This window comes from Mammaliicoccus sp. H-M34 (genome assembly GCF_022386495.1).
Classification (GTDB): Bacteria; Bacillota; Bacilli; order Staphylococcales; family Staphylococcaceae; genus Mammaliicoccus; species Mammaliicoccus fleurettii.
This window is the reverse complement of record NZ_JAJNIK010000004.1, coordinates 118,748-142,716: the sequence shown is the minus strand read 5'-3', so window position 1 is coordinate 142,716 and position 23,969 is coordinate 118,748. Positions and strand designations below refer to the sequence as shown.

Below are 23,969 nucleotides of genomic sequence, written 5' to 3'. Positions count from 1 at the left end.
TATTAACGTACTAAGAAATAAATAATAGAACATATAAAACCTCTCAATCCAGCAAGTGGATTGAGAGGTTAAAGTTTAGTCTATTTGTTCTTTAGAACCTTTAAATATTTTCTTTTTAAATTTCATAATAATTTCATAAGAGATTGGTACTACAAGTAAAGTTAAAATTGTAGATGAAATTAATCCACCGATTACTGTAATTGCTAATGCTTTAGAAATCAATACTGAACTACCTCCACCAAATAATAGTGGCACTAGTGCTCCTATTGTAGCGATTGCAGTCATGAGAATAGGTCTTAAACGGGTACCAGCCGCTTCAATTAATGCTTCCCTTGTTGACATTCCTGCTTGTTCCATATTAATTACTCTATCAATTAATACAATAGCATTGGTTACAACGATACCGATTAACATCAACATACCGATCATACTTGGTACTGAGATCGTTTCTTGAGTTACTAATAGTCCGACGATTACACCAATTATAGATACTGGTAATGAGAATAATATAGCAAATGGTGCTAATCCACCTTTGAATGTTAATACAATAACTAAGTAGACGATAAGAATTGCTGCCGCCATTGCCAATACTAACTGTTCTATTGCTTCATTAATATCATCATTCGTACCACCAACATTTAAATCTACATCAGATGGTGTATCGATATTTGATACTTTTTGATTTACATCTGTTGTTACTTTTGCAACATCATCTGCTGTAATTTTAGCATCTACAGATACTGAGATTTTATCATTTTCTCTAGTAATTGTATCCGGTGAAGTTGTTTTTTCTAGTGTTGCGATATCACTCAATGTAACATCTTTTCCTAATGGTGAAGTGATTTTTGTATCTTTCAACTTCTCTTCTGACCAATCTGTTTCTTTTTTCTTAGTCAGTTTTACATCAATAGACTTACCATCATCATTTAATTTAGTTACAACTTTATCTTGAGTTGTTTGATTAAGCGTCATCGCTATCTGACCTGCGGATAGACCTAGCTTACTTGCTTTATTTTGATCCACTTTTAAATCGTATTGCTCATATGACTCTGAAAGGTTTGAACTAACATTTTCAACACCTTTAACTTTCTTCATTTCATTTTCAACGTCTTTAACTGTTCCTTCTATTGATTCTGTAGATGGTCCAGAAACATTCACTGAAACTTCATTAGCTGTTCCACCAGTTGAAAAGTCTTGTTGTTTCCATTCGCCTTTATGGTTTAATGAGCCTACATGGTCCATTACATCTTTACCAACTTGATCCCAATTAGGTGTGTCTTTATCATACTTCACCATTAAAGCCATATCATTTTTAGCAGATGGATTGAATGGATTTTCCCCACCTACACTGTATTGTACAAACTCTACATTTTTATCTTTTGATAAATATTTCTCAGCTTGTTCTCCATTTTTTACTACTTGTTCTTCTTTCTCACCTGGAGATGGTTTATATGTGAGAGCTAACATTTTGTCTTCGCCTGTATCAATGAATGATTTACCTATATAAGGTGTAAATACAAGTGCAATACTTGCAACTACAAGTACTATACTCAATAAGATAACTAACCATTTATGATTTAAATTCCATTTTAAAATACCTTTATATTTATTAGCTAACCACTGACCTTTTTCTTTCTTCGCCTTTTTAATACCATTTCTAAAGAATATATGTGATAACACAGGTACAATAGTTAATGCTATAAGCAGTGAAGCTAATAAACTAAATGCAACTGCTAAAGCAAATGGTCTAAACATCTCACCTATTTGACCTGTTACAAATGCTAATGGTAAGAACACAACTATTGTAACGATAGTTGAAGACATGATCGGAATAAACATTTCTTTTGTTGCACTTGTTATGAGTTTACTACCTCTTAATGTTTCACCTTTATCTGACATTCTCCGATATATATTTTCTATAACAACAATGGAATCATCTATAACTCGTCCAATTGCAACTGTTAATGCTCCTAATGTTAAAATATTGAGCGAAACATCCATTGCCTTTAATCCTATTAATGCCATTAATAATGACATTGGAATTGAAACCATTGCTATAATGGTAGACTTAATATCTCTTAAGAAGAATAAGATAATAATAACTGCCACGATTGAACCAATTAAAGCTTTTTCTACCATGGTAGACACTGAATCTTTGATCGTAGATGCTGTTTCCATTAACTGAACAGATTCTATATTTTTATGATCTTTTTTATATGCTTCTACTTCTTTGTCTACGTTATCTACTACGTCTACTAAGTTTGCATCAGTTGCCTTTGTAACTTGTAATGCTAATGCATCTTTACCGTTTGTTTTAGAGATTGAGTCACGTTTTTTCTCTTTTTTCACATCTGCAATGTCTGATAATTTAACGGATGGGATACTTTGAGATGCGCTTGATTCTTCATCTCCTGATTGACTAGCTTGTTGTGCTTGACCTGCATCACCTTGTGAAGCTTGTTGTCCTCCACTAGACGCGCCACCAGTCATTGGAATTTCTAAATCATTTAATGCTTTTATTGAAGTGAATCTACCATCAACTACAATAGATTTTAAATCATCACCAAAAGTATATAAGCCCAGTGGTGATTCTTTTGTCGCACCATCAATATATTGAAGTACTTCATCTTCACTCATGCCGCGTTTTGTTAATTCATTTTGATCAAATTCTAAATTGACTTCTTCTAAAGTTTGACCAGATAATGAAACACTCTGTACACCATCAACTTTTTCAAGCTTCGGAATTAAGTCTGATTGCATTTGTTTTGTAGCTTTTTCTAAATTATTCTTCTTATCAGAAATAGAGTAACTTACGACTGGGAATGAATACATAGACATTCTACTCATGTCAGGGTCTTGTACACCTTCTGGTAAATCAAGTGCCTCTAATTTCTTTCTTAATTCTGTTTCTGCTTCATCCATGTCTGTTTGGTATGTATATTCTAACGTAATTGCTGAAGCATTTTCTAAAGATTGACTTGTTACATTTTGTACACCTTCCAGATTTTGTACTTCTTTCTCAACTGGTTCAGTTACGTTCTCCAAAACACTTTCAGGCGTTGCTCCTGGATAAGGTGTTGTAACTGTAATAACAGGTGTCGTTACATCCGGTAATAACTCTAGTTTCATTTTAAAAGCTGAATATATTCCACCAAGCAATATAATAATCGTCATTAACAAAATTGCGAACTTATTATTCAGCGAAAACTTAATCATTTTTTGGACCACTCAATTTCCTCCTATTTCTACTTTTGTAAATTATTTTATATTAAACTTCATTGTAATAACACCTTTACAGAAAGAAAGCACTAAAATTTAAATAATTTAAAGTTTTAGTGCTTTTAATCTATATTAGTTTCTTTTGATTTTCTTTTCTATTTTTCGCTTATAAGTTGTAAAAGCTGGCTTAACCTTTTCTATTGCTGTATATAATGGTCTATTCAGTACATAATCGAACTCACCAATCTTCTCACTTAAGTATGTTCCCCATACTCTCTTGAATGCCCATAAACCATAATGTTCGTGATCTTGATCTGGGTCGTTGTCTGTACCACCAAAATCAAATTTATCAGCACCTTTTTCTTTAGCAAAACGCATCATTTCGATTATCATACGGTGATTTGGTAAAAACTCACGATATTCATTAGATGAAGCTCCATATAAGTAATACGATTTCTTACCGGAGAAGATAAGTATTCCACCAGATAAATAAACACCATCAGGCTTTTTCTCTTTTAATTCTTCCATTTCTTGAATACGCTTTTCGTAATTACCTAATTTTTCATCAGCATCATTCAATTGGTTAACAACTTTTTTAGTTTGTCTTCTACCTTCAAGTTTTTCTTTTTCTTCTAATAATGCATCTCTTTCTTTAAATAAATCTTCCAACACATTATCAGGTACAACTTTCACTAAAAATAGTTCACAGTCTCCATCAGGATGTAAGTGATCATAAATATTCTCAAAATAAGACACATCTCTCGTTAAGAAGTTGTCTCTTTCTCCTGTTTCTTCCATGATTTGAGCGAAGATTTTTAAATCATCACGATTCCCGATAATTAACTCTGTTCCTCGTTTTAAAGAGTTTCTTACACGTGAGCGATTTCTTTTATCAAAACTTTGCATTAAATCTTCTTCAGATTGATCAATTTTAGTAATCATTGTCATACGTGGTTGAATATAAGTCTTACTTAATCCATCTTCAAATCCTTTATGTTCAAATCCTAAAGAAGTTAAATACTCAAGTACGCCTTCTGATTGGTCCACTTCTATATCTGGATCAATTTTGATTGCATAACTTTTTTCATGCCTTGCCATCTCTTTAGACAATTCAAAAAGTACTTTAACAGAAGTTTCATCTTTATAATCTACAACAAATCCTCTAGATATATAACATAGAGTATATGGTAATTTTGGTACTTTTTTAAATAATAGTTGTGCAACTCCTGTTAACGCTTCGCCATCACCAACAGCAATACGACGAGAATACCAACCTGTAAGCTTTTTGGATTCTGCCCACTTTGTAAGTTGCAACATATCACCATTTGGATGTTGCTTTACAAATTCATCATGTTGCTCATGAGTGATATTCATTTTCTTTATCGTCATTTATAAATCTCCTTTTTATCAATTCGTCTCTCAATTATACAATGAAACATACTACAATTTCACGCAAAAGCCCATTATTTGTTATACTTGTTTCATAAACCATACAGTTAGGATTGAAATACATGAGACAATTATTTCTATCACTTTTTATTATCCTAAATATTATATTGATTATCATTAGCCTTAACTTTGATGTCACTATTAATTATTTAAGTTATCGTATTATAGTTGTAGCTTTTACATTCTTATTAAGTATCGTATTTATACTTGAAAATGCTCGAAAATCCGTTTTATTTATAGCCATTCTCAGTACTATTATAGCATTAATCCATTTATCACTTATTATTCAAAGTGTTTACGTTAATGTTTATGCAAATTAAATTTTAATAAATAATACGCGCCTTTTAAAAAAATGCGCGTTTCTTATTCTCTATTACGTTGTTCTAAAAACTCTACTATTTATGAAATATAATATTATCAATAAAATAGACACAATAATAATTGTAAACACATAAGGAAATACATCATGTTCTCCTCTAATCCCAACTAACGGTGATACTAAGCCACCAAATAAGAATTGAGATAATCCTAATAAGCTAGCTGCACTACCTGCCCCGCCTTTATTGTTAGCCATAGCAATTGAAAATCCAGTCGTCCCAATTGCTGAAACCGGACTAACTAGAATAAAGAATCCAATTATTAACAGCCATAGTGGCCATCCATTTATTAAAGTTATTGACACAATGACAACACCTACTATTTGTATCATACCGAATAAACGCATTAATAAGTGTTCATCATAATAATCAACTAGTTTATTAATGACTTGACCTGATAATATTAATCCAAGTCCGTTAAAAGCAAACATCCAACTAAATGCGAGTGGTGAAATATGATATACAGACTGTGTGATAAATGATGAAGCGGATATGTAACTAAAAAGTAATGCATATGTACACCCTTGAATAAATAAAGGTAATAAAAACTTTGGACTTTGTAACAAGTTTTTAAAATCATTTAAAACTTCACTTATTCTGCCTGATGAACGTTCCTCTTCCGGCAAAGATTCCGTTAATTTGATTGATGACAAACTAAACATAATTAATCCAAACACAGTCAAAAGAATAAACACCATTTTCCAAGTTGAAAATGATAAAATAACGCCTCCTAATACTGGCGCTAATATCGGCGCTATACCATTCACTAACATCAATATAGCTAAAAATTTCGTCAGTGCTTTACCTTTATATAAATCGCTGGATATTGCCCGGGAAATAACCGCTCCTGCTCCACCTGTAAATCCTTGAATAAATCTAAGTGCCATCATGATGTATATATTCGGTGCAAACACACATAAAACTGATGCTATCGTATAAACAATTAAAGCAACCATTAGTGGTTTTTTTCTTCCAATAAAGTCTGAAAGTGGTCCGACAAAGACTTGCCCAATCGCTAGACCAATCATAAATAATGTTAATGTTAACTGAGTATTAGAAGTCGTCGTATCAAAGTCGTGACTAATTTCAGGTAACGCTGGTAAATACATATCAATTGAAAATGGCCCAAATGCTGTTAATAAACCTAAAATCACTATTAAAAATAGTGAGGGCTTTGTCATCTTTTGTTCATTCATGAAATACGCTCCTTTTATCACTCTTACCTTTCATTATATGCTTATCAAAATTCAAAAGGCAATGTAAATATAATCAATTACTAAATTGCTTTACTTTCATTATGTCATCATTCAAAATATAATAAGAAACTTAGAATCGGAGTGGAATCATGAACATCTTTTTAACTGGTGCAACGGGTTTTGTAGGTGCTGAATTAATAAAATCACTTTCAAAAGATGCACAGAAACATTTTTACATTTTATACAGATCTGAACAGAAAAAAACATTACTATTAGAAAAATTAGACCCTCAATTTCATTCAAGAATCCATTTTATTCACGGGGACATTACAAATGAATTTTGTGGAGTTAATAATCAAGTCATAAGTAATTTACCTCAAATAGATAAGTTTTATCACTTAGCTGCATTAGTCAAATTCAACTTTGAATTAGCAAATGAACTTTATCAAATCAACTACATTGGAACAAAGCATGCTTTGGATTTAGCTGAACGATTACATACTAAACATTTTATTTATGTATCAACAGCCTATACAGTCGGAGAGAAAAACAAAGCCGAAGAAACTTTACATTCACTTGAGTCACCTACACATAATCCATACGAAGCTACAAAAATAAGAGCAGAACATATCGTAGCACAACGAGAAACGATGGCAACTTCAATTATTAGACCAGCTATTGTTATAGGAGACTCTAAAACTGGAGAAGCAGATTCAAACTTTACTTTATATGGCTTTATGAAAGCATTAAAAGTTTTCAAAAGAAAAATAGAAAGACAACATGACAACAAAATTTATAGACTGTTTGGAAATGCGAGCCATACTTCAAATTTTGTGCCAGTCGATTATGTTGTTGACGTATTAACTGTAGCTAGTGATTACGCTGAAAATCATAAAATATATCATGCTACAAATAATCATCCACCATCGAATGAATTTATATTCCAAACAATAAAAAAACATTTAGACTTTCAACAATTAGAAGTTGCCCCACTTTCTGAAATCAACACAATTACAGATGATGAAAGAGTGCTTAATAGTTTTATTGATGTATTTGCGCCATATTTCTCGAAATCAATAGAATTTAATGATGATAATACAGCAGCAATGATGCAAAAAGCAGGACAAAGCACTTTAAAACTTTCTGAAGATACATTAGATATGATAATAGGAAAGTATTTTAATAAGTAGTCGTTGAAGATATCAGACAGAATGATATATGTATTGAACAAAAAGCTCGCCAATCCGTCATTTATAGTATACGGATTGGCGAGTTATTTATAATGTGAATTATATCGTACTTTTTATCCACCTATATAATTCATATTAATTTTATTATTTTTACGTCTTGCAACAGTAGCTTCTGTACGTTCATCTGAATATTTATCATCTCTTATATTCCACAAATGTTTCAAAGTAGCCAATAATTCAACATCTGTTTTATCGCTGCGTAGTTCCGACTTAATGTCATATCCATTTTTCTCAGCGAATAGACATCCATAAAATTTACCGTCTGAAGAAATTCTTGCTCTCGTACAAGAGGAACAGAATGATGCTGACACACTTGTTATTAGCCCAAATTGGGCATGATTGTCTTTATGACGGTAGTAAGTTGCAACCTCACCGAAATAACTCGAATCAACAGGTTCAATATCAAATGATGATTCAATTTTATTCAGCATTTCTTTCTTCGTCACCACTTTATCAAAGTTCCATCCATTATCGTTTCCTACATCCATAAATTCAATAAATCTCACAATGATATTTTTATCTTTAAAATATTGTACAAGTGGCAATATTTCTTGGTCATTAACACCTTTTTGAATAACAACATTAACTTTGACTTTCAGACCAATACTTGCTGCGTAATCTATTTGTTCAAGTATTTGAGAAGCGGATATATTGCGATTATTTATTGATTTAAACAAGTTATCATCTAATGCATCAATACTAACATTTACCCTTCTTAATCCCGCATTATACAAATTTAAACCATGTTTTTTTAACAAAAGGCCGTTTGTCGTTAACCCAATATCTTCAATGCCCTCTATGTTGTTTAATTCTTGAATCAATTTATATAAATTACGTCTTAGCAGTGGCTCTCCACCAGTAATTCTAATTTTTTGAACACCTAAAGAACTATACAATTTAGAAAGACGTACAATTTCTTCAAAACTTAACAATTCTTGTTTAGGTAAAAATACAAAATCATCACCAAAAATTTCTTTTGGCATACAATAATCACAGCGGAAATTACAACGATCAGTAACGGAAATTCTTAAATCCCTAATCGGTCTTCCTAATTTATCTTTGATAGGTTGATTCATCGTAACGCCTCCTTACCTAAACAATAGCTAAAGTTCGTTTTTTTCTAGGTCTTCAATGTAATTAATATTTTGATACCAGTTTGTTGGATCATTAACAAATTCTACATTTAACCACTGTGAAGGCTTATTTTGATATATTTTTTTCATTCTAAATTCTTCTTGATCTAGAGCATCTTTAATATCCTCTTCTACACGGTGACTGTAAAATGCTAATGTCGGCATCTTTTTACCATCAACTTCATATCCAGCAATATCTAACTGTTCTTCCATTACGCGCGAAATAAAAAATTGATACAAATAACTTATTGCTTTTTCTGTTATTTTTGGTGTATCACATGCAATAACAAAGTAGCATTCTGTATCATACTTCTTCATCACGCTGTAAATACCTCCTAAAGGTCCATTGTTCTCATACTCAGGCAAATCTACTACAATGTCTTGATAGTTGTTAAACGAATCTTTTAAATCATCACTAGAACTTATGACAACTTTTTCGAATAAATTAGTTTGATTTAAAGTTTGAATGATTTTTTCGTAAAAGACTTCTCCTTCTATTGTAGCTAATGCTTTTGGTGAACCAAATCTACTGGATTTTCCTCCAGCTAGAATTATTGCTATCATTTTCTTTTTACCCTCCACTGACTGGTGGAATAAGTGCAACGATATCTTGATCAGATACAATAGCAGTATCTTGCACAAATTCCTCATTTACAGCAAGTTGAAAAGTTTCAGTTTCTAGTTCTGGATGCTTTTCAACTAAATATTGCTTAAATTTTAACACAGAGTAGTCATTGTTAAGAGAGATTTGCTCCTCATTTGTGTTTACTATTTCTTTTAAATGAGCAAAATACAATACTTTCATCATTCACCCTCCATTTTAATTGAAGAATGGTATTTTTTTTGACTTCCTTGCCATTCTTCTCCATCTTCCCATATTTCTTTCTTCCAAATGGGTACAATTTCTTTAATTCTTTCAATCGCATATTCATTTGCTTCGTAAGCATCTTGTCTATGCGGTGAAGAAACGCTAATGACAACAGCAATATCAGAAATTTGTAACTCCCCAATTCTATGTGCTATCGCAACAATCGTTCCTGGCCATTTTTCATATATTTCATCACCAATTTGTGACAATTTTTTCTCTGCCATTGGTATATATGCTTCATATGATAAATATTCTGTTTTAATACCTTTAGTCCATTCTCGAACGTGACCTGTGAATACAACTACTGCGCCTTGCTTCTCATTTAACGTCCATTCTCTATATTGTTCTGGATTGATAGGATCGTTAACAATTTCAAACTGCTTCATTTGTTCACCTACTCTTTTTTTATCCAATTTTGAAACCAGTCAATAAATGATTTGTTTTCCTTTTTATCAAAAGCATTTAGTATATAAATGACATTTTGCAGTTCATGCTCTAACCCATTTTTCCCATTTTGTAAAAGTACTTTTGGAAATTTTTCGTGTTTAAATCCCTCAATCAAAAGTACATCTGGTTCAATAGATAAATCCTCATCTATTATTTGTTGTAATGATTTATCTACTTTAGTAACTCTTTCTATTAATTGTTTACCTAATACAATGCTTTCCTCTGCACCACTTGATATGAATGATAAACTATCAACTTCTTTATGGTTCATTGAAATATCTTCTATACCATGGCCATGATGTTTGATAGTAGATACAGTCATTTTATTTTCATGACAAACTTTAATTAGTTCATTTATTAAAGTTGTCTTACCACTATTTTTATAGCCTACTACTTGTAATTGTTTCATAGATTTAATTCACTTTCATATGATAGATGATCGGTTAGTAATACTTTTACTGTATCACCTTTAGCATACCCTCTTGTTCCACTAGGTAAAATAATCATACCGTTACTATTTGCAATAGCGACAATTGCATTAGATTTATTGAAACCAGATGGCTCTGCATATACACCTTCATTAGTGAAATGAGCCTTTCCTCTTATAAATCTCGTAAACGGGTTAGCTTTCTTAAAATCTTCAGCAAGTATAGCATCAATAATAACCGGATAAACTTCTTGAGCTGCCATCATTTTCTGGATAGTCGGCTTTGTAAACAATTGAAACCCTGAATAACATGCAGAAGGATTACCAGACAAACCAAATAATATATTATGGTCTTTATAAGCTACTGTTGTTACGCTTCCCGGTCTCATTTGTACTTTGTTAAATAATACATTTGCACCGATAGCTTCATAAACTTTAGGTAAGTAATCAAAATCTCCTACAGATACACCACCAGTTGTAATCACGATATCATGTTCTGACATTGCTTTTTCAACTATATCTATACATCCTTTGAGATTATCTTCTTGTATTTGAAATGTAGTTGCTTCAATGTTAATCCCTCTACATAATGATTCAATCATTGGACCGTTTGAATTTCTTATCTTTCCAGGTTCTAAAGGTTCATTTGGACCTACTAATTCACTTCCAGTTGCAATAATGGCAACTGTTGGTTTTTGATAAACTTTCACATTTTGATATCCAAATGTAGCTAAGACAGCAATGACTCCACTATTAATAAGTTTACCCTTGTTTAATACAATGTCATTTTCTTTGCATTCTTCACCTTTAAATGCGATGTTTTCACCTTGTTTAAAAGCCTTGCGTATCGTAAATCCTTTTTCATTTTCTGTCGTTTGCTCGAACATTACAACTGCGTCAGCACCATTTGGTATCGGTGCTCCTGTCATAATTCGAACTGCTTCGCCATTTTTTATTGTGACATCTGAAGCTGTTCCTGCTCCAATATGATCTATAACTTTAAATTGAATTCTATTATCACCATTAGCTCCTTGTGAATCTTTACTATTAATAGCAAAGCCGTCATAAGGTGATTTATCAAATCTAGGTATATCATACGTCGCTTTTACATCTTCAGCTAATATAGAATTTAAACTTTGTTCAATTGGTAACGTGCTTACTTCTTTATGTTTCGCTATTTTTATAACACGTTCTATCGCTTCTTTAACAGGTATTGGTGTTCGCATTTCAACAGCCATTTATTAGCACTCCTTGTCAATTTTTCTTTGCTTACATGTTATAATATTTTTAAGAAAGGATGATTATAGTGTCTGATTTTACACATTTTAATGAGCAAGGCCATGCAAAAATGGTTGATGTCTCTAATAAAGAAACAAGCACGCGTATTGCAATTGCAAACACTAGTATTAAAGTTAATCAAACAATTTATAACCAAATACAAAACGCAACAAATAAAAAGGGCGATGTACTCGGTACTGCACAAATTGCAGGTATTATGGCTGCTAAAAATACAAGCCAACTTATACCGATGTGTCATCCACTCCAATTAACCGGCATTGATATTTCATTTGACTGGGATAATGATAAGACATACACATTAAACATCTCTGCTACTGTTAAGACTAAAGGCCAAACAGGTGTAGAAATGGAAGCATTAACTGCTGCTAGTGTTACTGCTTTAACAATTTATGATATGTGTAAAGCTGTTGATAAAGGCATGATAATCGGCGAAACATATCTATCACATAAATCTGGTGGCGTTAATGGCGACTTCAACCGACAATAATTACTTATTAAGCTCATGTACTAAATGATTGATCTCTTTAGTGATGAGCTTTTCCATTGCCAACTTGACAGCACCTGTTGATCCTGGGATGGATATAATGACTTGCCTTCCTTTAGTTCCAGCAATTGCTCTCGAAAGCAATGCTCTAGATCCTACATCTTCTGTATAACTTAAGTATCTAAATATTTCCCCAAAACCTTCAATTTCTTTATCTAATAATGGTTTAACCGCTTCTATCGTTACATCTCTTTGACTTATACCAGTTCCACCAGTAGTTATGATGACATCAACATTTGTATTCAACCACTTATTAATTTGATTTTGAATTTGTATGATATCATCTTTAACAATTTTATAATGATCGTTATGAACCTCAACGTTTAAATTTTTCAAATGTTGCTGAACAAGTTGGCCACCTTTATCAGTCTCTTTCGTTCTCGTATCACTCACAGTCAAAATAGCTACATTTATATTTCCGTCTATTCTATCAATGACACTCATCCCAGCATCTCCTAACCAAACATATTCTCTACAAATTGTCTTCCTTCTTCTACTGAATCAATATCATGAATTAATAATCTCCCATTATTAAAAGCGACCACTCTATGATCATCATATAAATATTGAATCATATATGCATTTGATCTATGCAATAATCCATTCTTTGCTATAAATTTCTCAATTGCTGGACGGTTTAACTTTTCATTAATATATTGAACCGTATGACGTCCACATAATTCAGTAATTTGTTGTTCTGATGCAGAAAGTTTAGAATACGTCGGATGATCACCACACGTTTCACAATCATTCCGTCTCATTTGATCAAAACCAAATGTTTGATGCTCTCCATACCATACGTCTCCGTATGTGATTTTAGGTGTAAATTCAAATCCTGATAATATTTTTAAACCATCTGCGACTTGTAAACTCGTAGCCATCGTTACAGCAGGATTTATTACGCCCACTGTGTCGCATGTTCTATTGATAACAGGTAATTGAGGGAGTACACAATCAAAGCAAGGTGTAACGCCTGGTATAAATGTAGCTTGAACATATGTTGATTCTAAACATGCACCGTATATCCAAGGTATGTTCATTTTATAAGCAAAGTCATTGATTATCAGTCTAGTATTAAAATTATCTGTTGCATCGATAATGATGTCAGAATATCTCGCTACTTCTTGTAATAACTTTGCATCACATTGAGCGATATAAGTTTTTATTTGAATGTCTTCACGTATCTTTTTTAAATGTCTTTCTGCAGCAACAACTTTAGGTAACATTTCTTTAATATCTTTTTCGACAAATAAAGTTTGTCTTTGTAAATTAGATGATTCTACATAATCTCGATCGATAATGTTTAATCTATTTACGCCTGATCTTGCAAATTGTTCAGCAACATGTGTGCCTAAAGCACCCATTCCTACTATAGTGACATTACTCTTTTCTATTTTTTCTTGTCCTTGTTCTCCAATTTTATCGAATAAAATTTGACGAGAATAACGTTCGTTCATTTTTATCAACCTTTCACGAATCTCTTTAACTCTATTATAGAATGAAAGCACTTTATCCTCAATTAATAGAGAACCTACTCTTACTTAAAAGAGCAGGTTATACTATTATAATATCCTTTTTTCTATTTTTGTCATATGCATCATTGAGATAAGTGCAATTATTCCAGTTAAAGCTAACAAGAAAAATGCTAAATGATTTGAACCCATAAAGCTTGTAACGAACGAAATGATTAAAGGCGGGAAGAATCCACCAAGTCCTCCCATCATAGATACGACACCATTAACAACGCCTGCTTCTTTATTGAAATATGTAGGTACAAGTTTGAAAATCAAACCATTTCCAATACCGGCACAAATACTGATAGTTAAACATCCAATCGTAAATAATAAAATATTATGTGCTATCGAAAGTATGAAAGCTCCTGAAATCATTCCAATGAAGAAAATTTTAAGAACATTTAAAGCGTTAAATTTATCGCCTAACATTCCCCCTATTGGTCTTAATAAAGTTGCTATAGCTATGAATACGCCTGTTCTAATACCTGCGTCTACTTTATCTATTTCAAAATGATCAACTAAAAAGTTTGGTAAAAATAATCCAAATGCTACAAACGAACCAAAAGTGATAAAGTACCAGAAACTAAAGTAATGAAGCTTATAATTATTTATAACTTGTTTAGTTTGTGACACCATTGGTATTTTAACTTTAGGTTCATCTTTATCACCAAAAATAAACATTAACACTGCAAATAGAGCCATAATGATTAAATATAATTGCACAGTATGTTGCCAACCTATCGTACCAGCAATAGGTGGTGCTAAAAATGAAGAAACTGCTGTTCCTAAATTCCCCATTCCATATATACCATTCGCAAAACCATGTTTTTCTTTAGGATAATATTTAGGAATAGAAGTTACACCAACCGAAAATACTGCTCCACCAAGACCGATGAAGAAACCAGCCACCATTAAACCAGCTGTTGATTGCGCTTGACTCAAATAAAATACTGGAAATAATAAAATAATAAAACTGATTAAAAATACTAGTCGTGAACCTAATAAATTAGTATAGTATCCAATTGGTATTCTCAAAATGGATCCTAATATAACTGGTATCGCTAAAATAATTGCTTTTTGTCCTTCTTGCACATTAATGTCTTGCGTAATGTAAGGCATTAAAGGTGCTAATATACTCCAAACCATAAAACCTGCCATTAAACTCAAAGTTTGAAGCGGTAACTGAACTTTGCCTATGTTGTTTCTCATCTCTTTTCACCCTTTTTTTCATTTGAACTTTATTAACATTCATTTCATGCTAATTGTAGGTTATTTGTGAAAAGATGCACATAAGGATATACCCTTAGAAAAATAAGTAAAATCCCTATATTACAAATGAGGTGGATTTCGATATTTAGGCAAAGCTAAATTCATAACTTCTTTTGAGTTTAGATTATATGGGTAGCGTGCTAATATGCAATTTTTCCTAGATTTTCTAATTATAAAACTACATAATTTATTAATAAAAAAAGCCAGACGACTATGACGATATTAAATCGTTAGTTGTCTGGCTTATTCAATACTTTTTAAAAGTCTAATAATTTTTTCTTCATAGCATATTCAACGAGTTCTGGACGAGATTTTAAATCTAGTTTGTCCATAATGCGTGCTTTGTGTGCTTCTATCGTTTTGACTGAAACAAATAGTTTTTCAGCAATTTCTTTATTACCAAATCCTTTTGCAATTAAAGGAAGAATCTCTAATTCTCTTTGAGATAATATTTTAAAAGGATCAGAATGATGCACGCCATCTTGTTTAGGATTAACTAATTCATTTACTAATGAACTTGTTACTTTTGAATCTATATACATGTTTCCTCTATGAATTGTTCTGACTGCATTTATTAATTCTTCATCTGGCGCATTTTTTAATATATAGCCTTTTGCACCACTTCTTAGAACATGGAATAAATATTCTTCATCATCAAACATCGTTAATATTAATATTTTTGTATTTTTAAAATCATCCGAAATCTTTCCTGTCGCTATTAGACCTGATTCTCCTGGAGGCATGCTCAAATCCATTATTAGAACATCTGGTTCATGTTTTGCCACCATTTGATATGCTTCTATCCCGTCAGCAGCTGTAGCTACTACTTCCATATCTTCTTGATAATTTAATATCATTGAAAAACCAGTTCTCACTACTGCATGATCATCTGCAATTACGAGTTTCATGTTTCTTCCCCCACTGTTATCCTATTGGCACATTTAATTTTATATTCGTGCCTTTTCCCAGTTTACTTTCGATATTAATTTTACCACCAACAATTTCTGCACGTTCTTTCATGCCATAAATACCAAGTCCTGAACCTTTTGGCTCACTACCCAATATAAAGCCATTGCCTTGATCTGCAATTTCAACTTCAATCATTTGACCATCACATGTCATATGGACATCTACACTGTCTACATTAGCATATTTTAATGAATTAAATACGGCTTCTTGCACAATTCTATAAACGACAGTCTCTATTTCTGGATTAAAGCGTTTAATTGATGAATCATAATGATAAAGAACCGAAAATCCAAAATTTTTCTCAAGCTGTTTAAAGTATGATTTAAATGCTGCATTTAAACCTAAATCATCTAAAGACGATGGTCTTAATTCTAATGATAAATTTCGAATGTCATCAATCAATCTAGACATTAAACTTTCAATTTGTTGTGACTGTAACTTTAACTGGTCAATGTCATCTTGATATTTGAGTAATCTTAATTCAACACTAACATTTAATAATTCTTGGACAACTCCATCGTGCAATTCTCTTGAAATACGTTTACGTTCATTTTCTTGTGCTGAAATTGTTTTTTGCATCATTGTTTGTTGATGAAGTTTTTGTTGTCTCTCAATTTGTGGTGACACATTTTGTAAAGTATATACTTTTACATCATCTTCTTGGCTAATTGTTTGGTAAGTTGCTGTAAATGGTTCAACTGTGCCGCTATTTGTTTGCATAAATACTTGGAAACTCGTGTTACCAATTTTTGAAGATTCTAAAAAACAATCTTTACATGATTGAAGTGCATACTCATTAGAATAACCTTCACAACGACTACATATCGCATGCGTTAACGATGGTTGATTATCTTCTGAGATCACTCTTCTAGCAGCTTGATTCATATTTATAATTTGGCCATTACTATTTAAAAACACGATCATCTCGCTCGTTTTCTCGTAGTACTGTTTTAATATATTCGTCAAGATGGATGAATCTTGTGAACTCATGAATTAATCATATCCTTTCCATAAAATGGTCCAAAACGTGTGAACTGGTCAATATCAATTTCAGGTAATGGTTTGTTGTCTCGTTGCCCAGATAAGAGGACACCACAAACTCTATTGTGTTTCCATAAAGGCATGGCTATAAGTGCTGTTAGTTGTTCACTTTGAATTATTGGATAGTTGAACAATTGATCGTTATATGGACTTTCTTCCATATTATTAATAATGATTGGTTTCCCACTTTTCATTACTATTCCCGCTATGCCTCGGCCCGTTCTTAATTCGATGTTTTTATATCTATGATTCAGATTTCCAGACACATATTGCCACTTTATGTGACATGGCGCAGACTGTTCTGAAGACATGGCTAATCCTACAAAATCAAAATCATATGTATTACGAATTTGATTAAGTTGTTCCTGAAAATTAAAATCATTAGACATATTATCACACCTCTATCCATTTTAAGTATATTTTAATTTGTTTTATGTTTTCTGTAAATGATATAACTTCTACTAAAGTAGTTTAATGGCACACTCCAAACATGTACCAATCTAGTGAATGGCCAAATACTTGTAATTAATAAACCTAAAATAATATGTGCCTTAAAAGTCCACGGTACATTTGTCATTAATGAAGCATCAGGATTAAATATTAATAATCCTCTAAACCATACTGATATCGTTTGTCTGTAATCAAATTCAGGCGTTGTTGCATTTGTCCATAGTGTTGCAACACATCCCATCATTACGATTACTAACAATAATATATTTACAATAATATCTGATGCTGAGCTTAACCTTCTTACATTATCTTTTGTTATTCTTCTAGAAGTTAACAGAAACATTCCAATTAAAGTCGCAATTCCGAATAAACTTCCTATATATACTGCACCAATATGATACATGTGGTCACTTACACCAATTGCACTTAACCATTCAGCAGGTATACCCAATCCAACAATATGCCCACAAATGACAGGAATGATACCTAGATGAAACAGAATACTTCCCCACATTAATTGTTTTTTCTCTATAAATTCACTTGATTTTGCTGTCCAAGAAAATTGATCATATTTAAACCTAAAGATATGACCTACAATAAATATCGCAACACATAAATAAGGAAATATAACCCATATAAATTGATTAATCACAATTTGTCACCTTCTCTTGTTCTACCACACATGATTTTAAAGTTTCTCGTAATGCTTTTATAAGGTGGAAATATGGACTATTTTGTTCTCCTAATGCTTTTAATAATTCAAAAGTACCGTCCTCTATTACCATCACTACAAGTGTTAAACTTTCTTGTGCTCTACTGTCACCTCTCCATTCTGCAGCATATAAAAATTCCAGCATAAGAGGCAAAAAGTCTGATAGTTCACTTTTAGGCATTTCTAGACCAAACATTTCATACAAAACTTTCAATCTCGCTAACATCTGACCTCTTTCTTTTTGTTCAGTTAATTTATTATATGTCATATATAAAGTTGTCTTCTTTTCAAAATCAAAAGTTCTTGTATACACTTCTTGAATATCATCTAATGATATATCGTGCATGTTTGTCCAATATTGTTGAACTTCTTCAAATCCTGGATGTTGTTCATTAAATGCTTTTTCAAATGCTTTAGGATGGAAATCTAATTTTTCTGGATAAGTTAATTGATTACTGAAGAATCCAAAGCTTTCTTTTAATTGATATAAGGCATTTAAATTAATCACGGAAAATCCCTCCATAGAAGTTTTCGTTATAAATCTCTTGTCCAGATTTATTTTCTGGTATGCTCTGAACACCACAACCATCACAATTAGAACCGAACATTTCGTCTCCATACCCTTGACTTCCTTGCGCTCTATACGTATCCATGTATCCCTCTTTATGAGAAGTCGGAACTACGAAACGGTCTTCATGTTTCGCAATAGCAAGCAATCGATACATATCATTCGTTTGTCTTTCTGATAGTCCAACACGACTTAATCTAGAAGTATCAAATTCTTTGCCACTTGATTTAGCTCTCATATAGCTACGCATCATTGCCATTTTTTGCAATGCATTTTTAACTGTTTTCGTATCTCCAGCAGTTAACATATTAGCTAAATACTGAACTGGCAATCTCATTTCTTCAATTGCAGGGAAAATCATATCTGGATTTCTAATAGAATCTTTACCTTCAAAGTAATTCATAATAGGACTTAATGGTGGGCAATACCAAACCATTGGCAACGTTCTATATTCTGGATGTAAAGGAAACGCTAATTTATATTCAATAGCTAATTTATATACTGGTGAATTTTGAGCCGCTTCAATCCAATCTTGAGATATGCCATCTTTTTCAGCTTGTTGTATAATATTTTCATCATATGGATCTAAAAATAAATCAAGTTGGTTCTGATATAAATCTTGTTCATTTTCAGCTGAAGCCGCTTCTTGAACTTTATCTGCATCATAAAGTAGCACACCTAAATAACGCATACGTCCCGTACAAGTTTCAGAACATACAGTTGGTAAACCAGCTTCAACTCTAGGGAAACAGAATGTACATTTTTCAGCTTTATTTGTCTTCCAATTAAAATACACTTTTTTATAAGGACAGCCTGTCATACAATGTCTCCAACCTCGACATGCATCTTGGTCTACCAACACAATTCCATCTTCATCTCTTTTATACATTGCGCCTGAAGGACATGATGCAACACAACTTGGATTTAAACAGTGTTCACATAATCTAGGTAAATACATCATAAAAGTTTGGTCAAAATTAAATTTAATTTCTTCTTCTATTTTTTGAATGTTAGGATCAGTAGGTCCAGTTACATGTCCACCTGCTAAATCATCTTCCCAGTTAGGGCCCCATTTAATATCTAATTTTTTACCTGAAATGACTGATTCTGCTTTTGCAACTGGTGAATGTTCACTTTCTTTAGCTGTTGTTAAATGATTATAATTGTATGTCCAAGGTTCGTAATAATCTTTCATTTCTGGCATATCTGGGTTATAAAATATTTTACCAAGCGCCATTTTAGACAATTTGCTACCTGATTTTAATTCTAATTTTCCTTTTTTATTAAGCGTCCAACCGCCTTTATATGTTTCTTGGTCTTCCCATCTTTTTGGATAACCTATTCCCGGTTTCGTTTCAACATTATTAAACCAAATATATTCAGCACCAGGTCTGTTCGTCCATGTACTTTTACACGTTACACTACATGTATGACACCCTATACATTTATCTAAATTCATAACCATAGCTACTTGAGCTTTAATCTTCAAGCCAATCTACCTCCTTCATTTTTCTAACTGCAACATATACATCTCTTTGGTTACCGATAGGACCATAGTAATTAAAACCGTAACTAATTTGAGCGTAACCACCGACTAATTGCGTTGGTTTTAAATGTATGCGGGTTGGTGCATTATGTGATCCACCACGAGTATCAGTTATTTCTGAACCTGGTGTTTCAATATGTTTGTCTTGTGCATGATACATAAACATTGTTCCTCTAGGCATTCTATGTGATACAACTGCTCTTGCTGTTACAACACCATTTCTGTTATAAACTTCAAGCCAATCATTATCATTAATGTCATTTGCTATTGCGTCTTCTTTAGAAATCCAAACTGTTGGACCACCTCTAAATAATGTCAACATATGCAAATTATCTTGATAAGTTGAATGTATATTCCACTTCCCGTGAGGTGTTAAGTATCTTAATACAAGTGTATCCACGCCACCTTTTATTTGTTTGTCTTTCGTTCCGAACACCATTGGCGGTAATGTCGGTTTATAAACTGGTAAGTTCTCACCAAACTGTAAAAATACTTCGTGATCAATATAGTAACTTTGTCTACCAGTTAATGTTCTAAATGGTACATATCGTTCAATATTAGTTGTAAAAGGAGAATATCTTCTGCCTAATTTATTAGACCCCGGAAAGACTGCTGTTGGTATAACTTCTCTTGGTTGAGCCGTAATATTTTGGAATGTGATTTTTTCAGAAGCTCGTTCTGCTGAAATATCTTTTAAAGGCATACCAGTTTGTTCTTCCAAGTCATCATATGATTTTTGCGATACTTTACCATTCGAAGCTGATGAAACGTTTAATATTACATCTGCTACTTTTCTTGCTGTATCCATTCTAGGTAAACCATTCTTAACTGTGTCATCTTCCCACGTATCTAACATAATTTTTAATTCATCATATTGTTCTTTTACTGAAAAGCTTACTCCATGAGCACCTATTTTCCCTTTTTCTAATAATGGTCCCACTGAAACGTACTTATCATAAATTGCTGTATAGTCTCTTTCTACTACTGCAAATCCAGGCATCGTTTTGCCTGGTATCGGTTCTATTTCACCTTTTGACCAGTCTTTTACAATACCGTATGGCGTTGAAATCTCTTGTTTAGAATCGTGTGCTAAAGGTGTTGTAACAACATCTTTAAATGTGCCTTTCATATGCGTCTTAGATAATTCTGAAACGGATTTAGACAATGTTTTAAAGATATCCCAATCCGTCTTAGATTCCCATAGTGGATCTACTGCTGGATTAAATGGGTGAATAAATGGATGCATATCTGTTGATGAAATATCGTGCTTTTCATACCATGTTGCAGCAGGTAAAACGATATCTGCATATAAAGGTGTAGACGTCATTCTGAAGTCTATAGCGACTAATAAGTCTAACTTACCGTTTGTTTCTTCTCTCCAAATAATTTCTTCTGGCTTTTCTGTTTCATTAGGATTAGCTAACAAACCTGATTTAGCTCCTAATAAATGTTTCATGAAATATTCTTGTCCCTTAGCAGAACTTGAAATTAAATTTGAGCGCCAAACAAATAATGTCTTAGGATGATTTTGTTTAGCATCTGGATCTTCTATAGCAAACTTAGTCTTTTTATTTTTCACTGAATCTACAGCATTTTTAATGATTGTTTCGTTTGAATCATCTCCTGATTCTTTTGCTTCTTCACCAAACAATAAACTATTACAATCAAATTGTGGATATGAAGGCAACCACCCTAATCTTGCAGCCAATACATTGTAATCAGCAGGATGTTGATGTTTGAGTTCGTTAGATAAAGGTGATTGTAATTTATCTACACCTGATTCTTCATATTTCCATTGATCAGTAGCAAAATAGAACCAGCTTGTTGCATTCTGTAATCTAGGAGGACCTTGCCAGTCTTTTGCAAAAGCAATCGTTGACCAACCTTCAATAGGTCTACATTTTTCTTGGCCGACATAGTGTGCCCATCCGCCTCCGTTTACTCCTTGACATCCACATAACATCACAAGATTTAAAATCGAACGGTATATTGTATCTGAGTTAAACCAATGATTTATTCCAGCACCCATAATAATCATCGAGCGTCCATTAGTATCAATTGCATTTTGAGCAAATTCTCTAGCAACTTGTGTAACAACTGATGATTTAACTCCTGTTATTTTTTCTTGCCATTTAGGAGAATACATTGAATTTTCATCTTCATAACTTGACGCTTCAAGTGGATGATCAAATCTTTTGATACCATATTGACTTGTCATTAAATCATATATAGTCGCTATATAAATTTTTTCTCCATGTTGATTTTCAATTTCTTTAGCTAAAATAGGTCTTTCAAAAATACCGTTTCCTGAGTTATCAAAATATGGGAATTGTACAGTCATAATTTTTGAATTATAATCTTTTAACGTTAGAGCTGGATCAATAAATGTGCCATCTTCATTTTCTAAATTTAGATTCCACTTAGCACCTTCTTCATAACGTTGACCCATAGTTCCATTAGGTATCACAAGTTTCTCTGTATTTTCATCATAAACAACAGGTTTCCATTCAGCATGTTCTGTTTCCATACCAACATCACTTGATCTTAAAAATCTACCTGCTTTATAACCATCACCATGTTTTTCTAATTGAATAACAAATGGCATATCTGTATATTGTTTAGAATAATTTATAAACATTTCTTCTTTATTATCTTCGTAATATTCTTGAAGTATTACGTGTGTCATAGCTTGAGCTAATGCTGCATCAGTACCAGGATTTGGTGCTAACCAATTATCAGCAAATTTCACATTTTCCGCATAATCTGGTGCTACTGAAACAACTTTCGTACCTTTATAACGTACTTCAGTCATAAAATGCGCATCAGGTGTTCTTGTTAAAGGAACATTTGAACCCCACATAATAATATATCCAGCATTATACCAATCACTTGATTCAGGTACATCTGTCTGTTCACCCCAAATTTGTGGAGAGGCTGGAGGTAAATCTGCATACCAATCATAAAAGCTCAACATTTCTCCACCCAATAAAGAGATGAAACGTGCACCAGAGGCATAGCTAATCATAGACATTGCAGGTATAGGCGTAAATCCAGCAATTCTATCTGGTCCAAACTTTTTAATAGTATATATAAGTTGTGCAGCAATAAGTTGTGTGACATCTCTCCAATTAACTCTTACGTGTCCACCTTTACCTCTAGCACTTTTATACATTTCAGCTTTAGTTTCATCTTCTACAATAGATGACCAAGCAACGACAGGATCACCATATTCACTTAAAGCAGCTTTCCATAATTTCCATAGTTTTCCCCTAACATAAGGAAATTTCACACGTAACGGACTATATTCATACCATGAAAAAGAAGCACCACGAGGACAGCCCCTAGGTTCGAACTCTGGCATATCAGGTCCACAAGATGGATAATCAATCTGTTGATTTTCCCAAGTTATAACACCATTTTTCACAAAAACTTTCCATGAACACGAACCCGTACAGTTGACACCATGAGTAGTTCTGACCACTTTGTCATGACTCCAACGCTCTCTATACATCTTTTCCCATTCTCTACTTTTCTCTTCTAAAATCGACCAGTTACCATTAAATTTCTCTGTTGGCTTAAAAAATTTCAAACCTAACTTAGACATAGATAGTACCTCCTAATATTTGCCCTTTATAAACTACTTAAATTGTAAAATTTTTCACAAACTTTTTATATTAGGGGATTACCTATA

The 23,969-nt window shown here is 32.6% G+C and carries 22 protein-coding genes; 3 read left to right on the top strand and 19 right to left on the bottom strand.

The genetic code is table 11. The features are described 5' to 3' along the window. Positions 1-75: 75 nt before the first annotated feature. Complete coding sequence (locus tag LQ608_RS06985; protein WP_345773100.1) at positions 76-3,228, bottom strand: efflux RND transporter permease subunit; 3,153 nt, start codon at positions 3,226-3,228, stop codon at positions 76-78. A 123-nt stretch (positions 3,229-3,351) separates the two neighbouring features. Continuing rightward, positions 3,352-4,602, bottom strand: coding sequence for a lipid II:glycine glycyltransferase FemX (locus tag LQ608_RS06980; RefSeq protein ID WP_239751111.1), 1,251 nt, complete (start codon positions 4,600-4,602; stop codon positions 3,352-3,354). 128 nt (positions 4,603-4,730) lie between these two features. Between LQ608_RS06980 and LQ608_RS06975 the strand changes: the two genes are divergently transcribed. Further along, positions 4,731-4,988 carry a hypothetical protein gene (locus tag LQ608_RS06975; protein ID WP_239750971.1) on the top strand — a complete coding sequence of 86 codons (258 nt, stop codon included), beginning with the start codon at positions 4,731-4,733 and terminating at the stop codon, positions 4,986-4,988. A gap of 53 nt (positions 4,989-5,041) precedes the next feature. Here LQ608_RS06975 and LQ608_RS06970 read toward each other — a convergent pair whose 3' ends face one another. Continuing rightward, a complete protein-coding gene (locus tag LQ608_RS06970; RefSeq protein WP_239750968.1) occupies positions 5,042-6,241 on the bottom strand; it encodes a putative multidrug effflux MFS transporter TcaB in 1,200 nt (399 codons plus the stop codon). A 149-nt stretch (positions 6,242-6,390) separates the two neighbouring features. Between LQ608_RS06970 and LQ608_RS06965 the strand changes: the two genes are divergently transcribed. Beyond that, positions 6,391-7,431, top strand: a complete 1,041-nt coding sequence (locus LQ608_RS06965) for an SDR family oxidoreductase (RefSeq protein ID WP_239750966.1) — start codon at positions 6,391-6,393, stop codon at positions 7,429-7,431. A gap of 113 nt (positions 7,432-7,544) precedes the next feature. On the opposite strand, the gene moaA is transcribed toward LQ608_RS06965, so the two are convergent. Genes moaA through LQ608_RS06935 form a run of 6 tightly spaced genes read right to left on the bottom strand, consistent with a single transcriptional unit; the run spans position 7,545 to position 11,604 of the window. Beyond that, a complete protein-coding gene (gene moaA, locus LQ608_RS06960; protein ID WP_239750964.1) occupies positions 7,545-8,567 on the bottom strand; it encodes a GTP 3',8-cyclase MoaA in 1,023 nt (340 codons plus the stop codon). A 27-nt stretch (positions 8,568-8,594) separates the two neighbouring features. Next, positions 8,595-9,188: a molybdenum cofactor guanylyltransferase MobA gene (gene mobA / locus LQ608_RS06955; protein WP_078356977.1), complete on the bottom strand. Its 594-nt coding sequence runs from the start codon at positions 9,186-9,188 to the stop codon at positions 8,595-8,597. 7 nt (positions 9,189-9,195) lie between these two features. Next, on the bottom strand, positions 9,196-9,429 hold the full coding sequence (gene moaD, locus LQ608_RS06950) for a molybdopterin converting factor subunit 1 (protein ID WP_208143612.1): 234 nt from the start codon (positions 9,427-9,429) through the stop codon (positions 9,196-9,198). After that, complete coding sequence (locus LQ608_RS06945; RefSeq protein WP_078356979.1) at positions 9,429-9,878, bottom strand: molybdenum cofactor biosynthesis protein MoaE; 450 nt, start codon at positions 9,876-9,878, stop codon at positions 9,429-9,431. Before LQ608_RS06945 ends, moaD begins: the two co-directional genes overlap by 1 nt. An 8-nt stretch (positions 9,879-9,886) precedes the next feature. After that, positions 9,887-10,348, bottom strand: a complete 462-nt coding sequence (gene mobB / locus LQ608_RS06940) for a molybdopterin-guanine dinucleotide biosynthesis protein B (RefSeq protein ID WP_239750962.1) — start codon at positions 10,346-10,348, stop codon at positions 9,887-9,889. Then, positions 10,345-11,604 (bottom strand): molybdopterin molybdotransferase MoeA, encoded by a 1,260-nt coding sequence (locus tag LQ608_RS06935; RefSeq protein ID WP_239750960.1) that lies wholly within the window; start codon positions 11,602-11,604, stop codon positions 10,345-10,347. The genes mobB and LQ608_RS06935 overlap by 4 nt, the downstream gene beginning before the upstream one ends. Positions 11,605-11,672: 68 nt before the next feature. Between LQ608_RS06935 and moaC the strand changes: the two genes are divergently transcribed. Beyond that, positions 11,673-12,152 (top strand): cyclic pyranopterin monophosphate synthase MoaC, encoded by a 480-nt coding sequence (gene moaC / locus LQ608_RS06930; RefSeq protein WP_078356982.1) that lies wholly within the window; start codon positions 11,673-11,675, stop codon positions 12,150-12,152. Here the strand turns inward: moaC and LQ608_RS06925 are convergent, their stop codons facing one another. The 10 genes from LQ608_RS06925 to LQ608_RS06880 all read right to left on the bottom strand — a co-directional run bounded on the left by LQ608_RS06925 (position 12,153) and on the right by LQ608_RS06880 (position 23,882). Then, positions 12,153-12,653: a MogA/MoaB family molybdenum cofactor biosynthesis protein gene (locus LQ608_RS06925; protein ID WP_239750958.1), complete on the bottom strand. Its 501-nt coding sequence runs from the start codon at positions 12,651-12,653 to the stop codon at positions 12,153-12,155. Between the two features lie 11 nt (positions 12,654-12,664). Next, positions 12,665-13,666: a ThiF family adenylyltransferase gene (locus LQ608_RS06920; RefSeq protein WP_115337173.1), complete on the bottom strand. Its 1,002-nt coding sequence runs from the start codon at positions 13,664-13,666 to the stop codon at positions 12,665-12,667. Between the two features lie 105 nt (positions 13,667-13,771). After that, complete coding sequence (locus tag LQ608_RS06915; protein ID WP_239750957.1) at positions 13,772-14,932, bottom strand: nitrate/nitrite transporter; 1,161 nt, start codon at positions 14,930-14,932, stop codon at positions 13,772-13,774. A 317-nt stretch (positions 14,933-15,249) separates the two neighbouring features. After that, positions 15,250-15,900, bottom strand: a complete 651-nt coding sequence (nreC, locus tag LQ608_RS06910) for a nitrate respiration regulation response regulator NreC (RefSeq protein ID WP_078356986.1) — start codon at positions 15,898-15,900, stop codon at positions 15,250-15,252. A 16-nt stretch (positions 15,901-15,916) separates the two neighbouring features. Then, a complete protein-coding gene (locus LQ608_RS06905; RefSeq protein ID WP_239750955.1) occupies positions 15,917-16,951 on the bottom strand; it encodes a sensor histidine kinase in 1,035 nt (344 codons plus the stop codon). Then, positions 16,948-17,391 (bottom strand): nitrate respiration regulation accessory nitrate sensor NreA, encoded by a 444-nt coding sequence (gene nreA / locus LQ608_RS06900; protein ID WP_239750953.1) that lies wholly within the window; start codon positions 17,389-17,391, stop codon positions 16,948-16,950. Before nreA ends, LQ608_RS06905 begins: the two co-directional genes overlap by 4 nt. Before the next feature lie 32 nt (positions 17,392-17,423). Continuing rightward, positions 17,424-18,104: a respiratory nitrate reductase subunit gamma gene (narI, locus tag LQ608_RS06895; RefSeq protein WP_239750951.1), complete on the bottom strand. Its 681-nt coding sequence runs from the start codon at positions 18,102-18,104 to the stop codon at positions 17,424-17,426. Next, complete coding sequence (gene narJ / locus LQ608_RS06890) at positions 18,097-18,672, bottom strand: nitrate reductase molybdenum cofactor assembly chaperone (protein WP_239750950.1); 576 nt, start codon at positions 18,670-18,672, stop codon at positions 18,097-18,099. The genes narI and narJ overlap by 8 nt, the downstream gene beginning before the upstream one ends. Beyond that, positions 18,665-20,221 carry a nitrate reductase subunit beta gene (gene narH / locus LQ608_RS06885; protein ID WP_239750948.1) on the bottom strand — a complete coding sequence of 519 codons (1,557 nt, stop codon included), beginning with the start codon at positions 20,219-20,221 and terminating at the stop codon, positions 18,665-18,667. The genes narJ and narH overlap by 8 nt, the downstream gene beginning before the upstream one ends. Further along, positions 20,211-23,882, bottom strand: coding sequence for a nitrate reductase subunit alpha (locus LQ608_RS06880; protein WP_239750947.1), 3,672 nt, complete (start codon positions 23,880-23,882; stop codon positions 20,211-20,213). Before LQ608_RS06880 ends, narH begins: the two co-directional genes overlap by 11 nt. Positions 23,883-23,969: the final 87 nt, after the last annotated feature.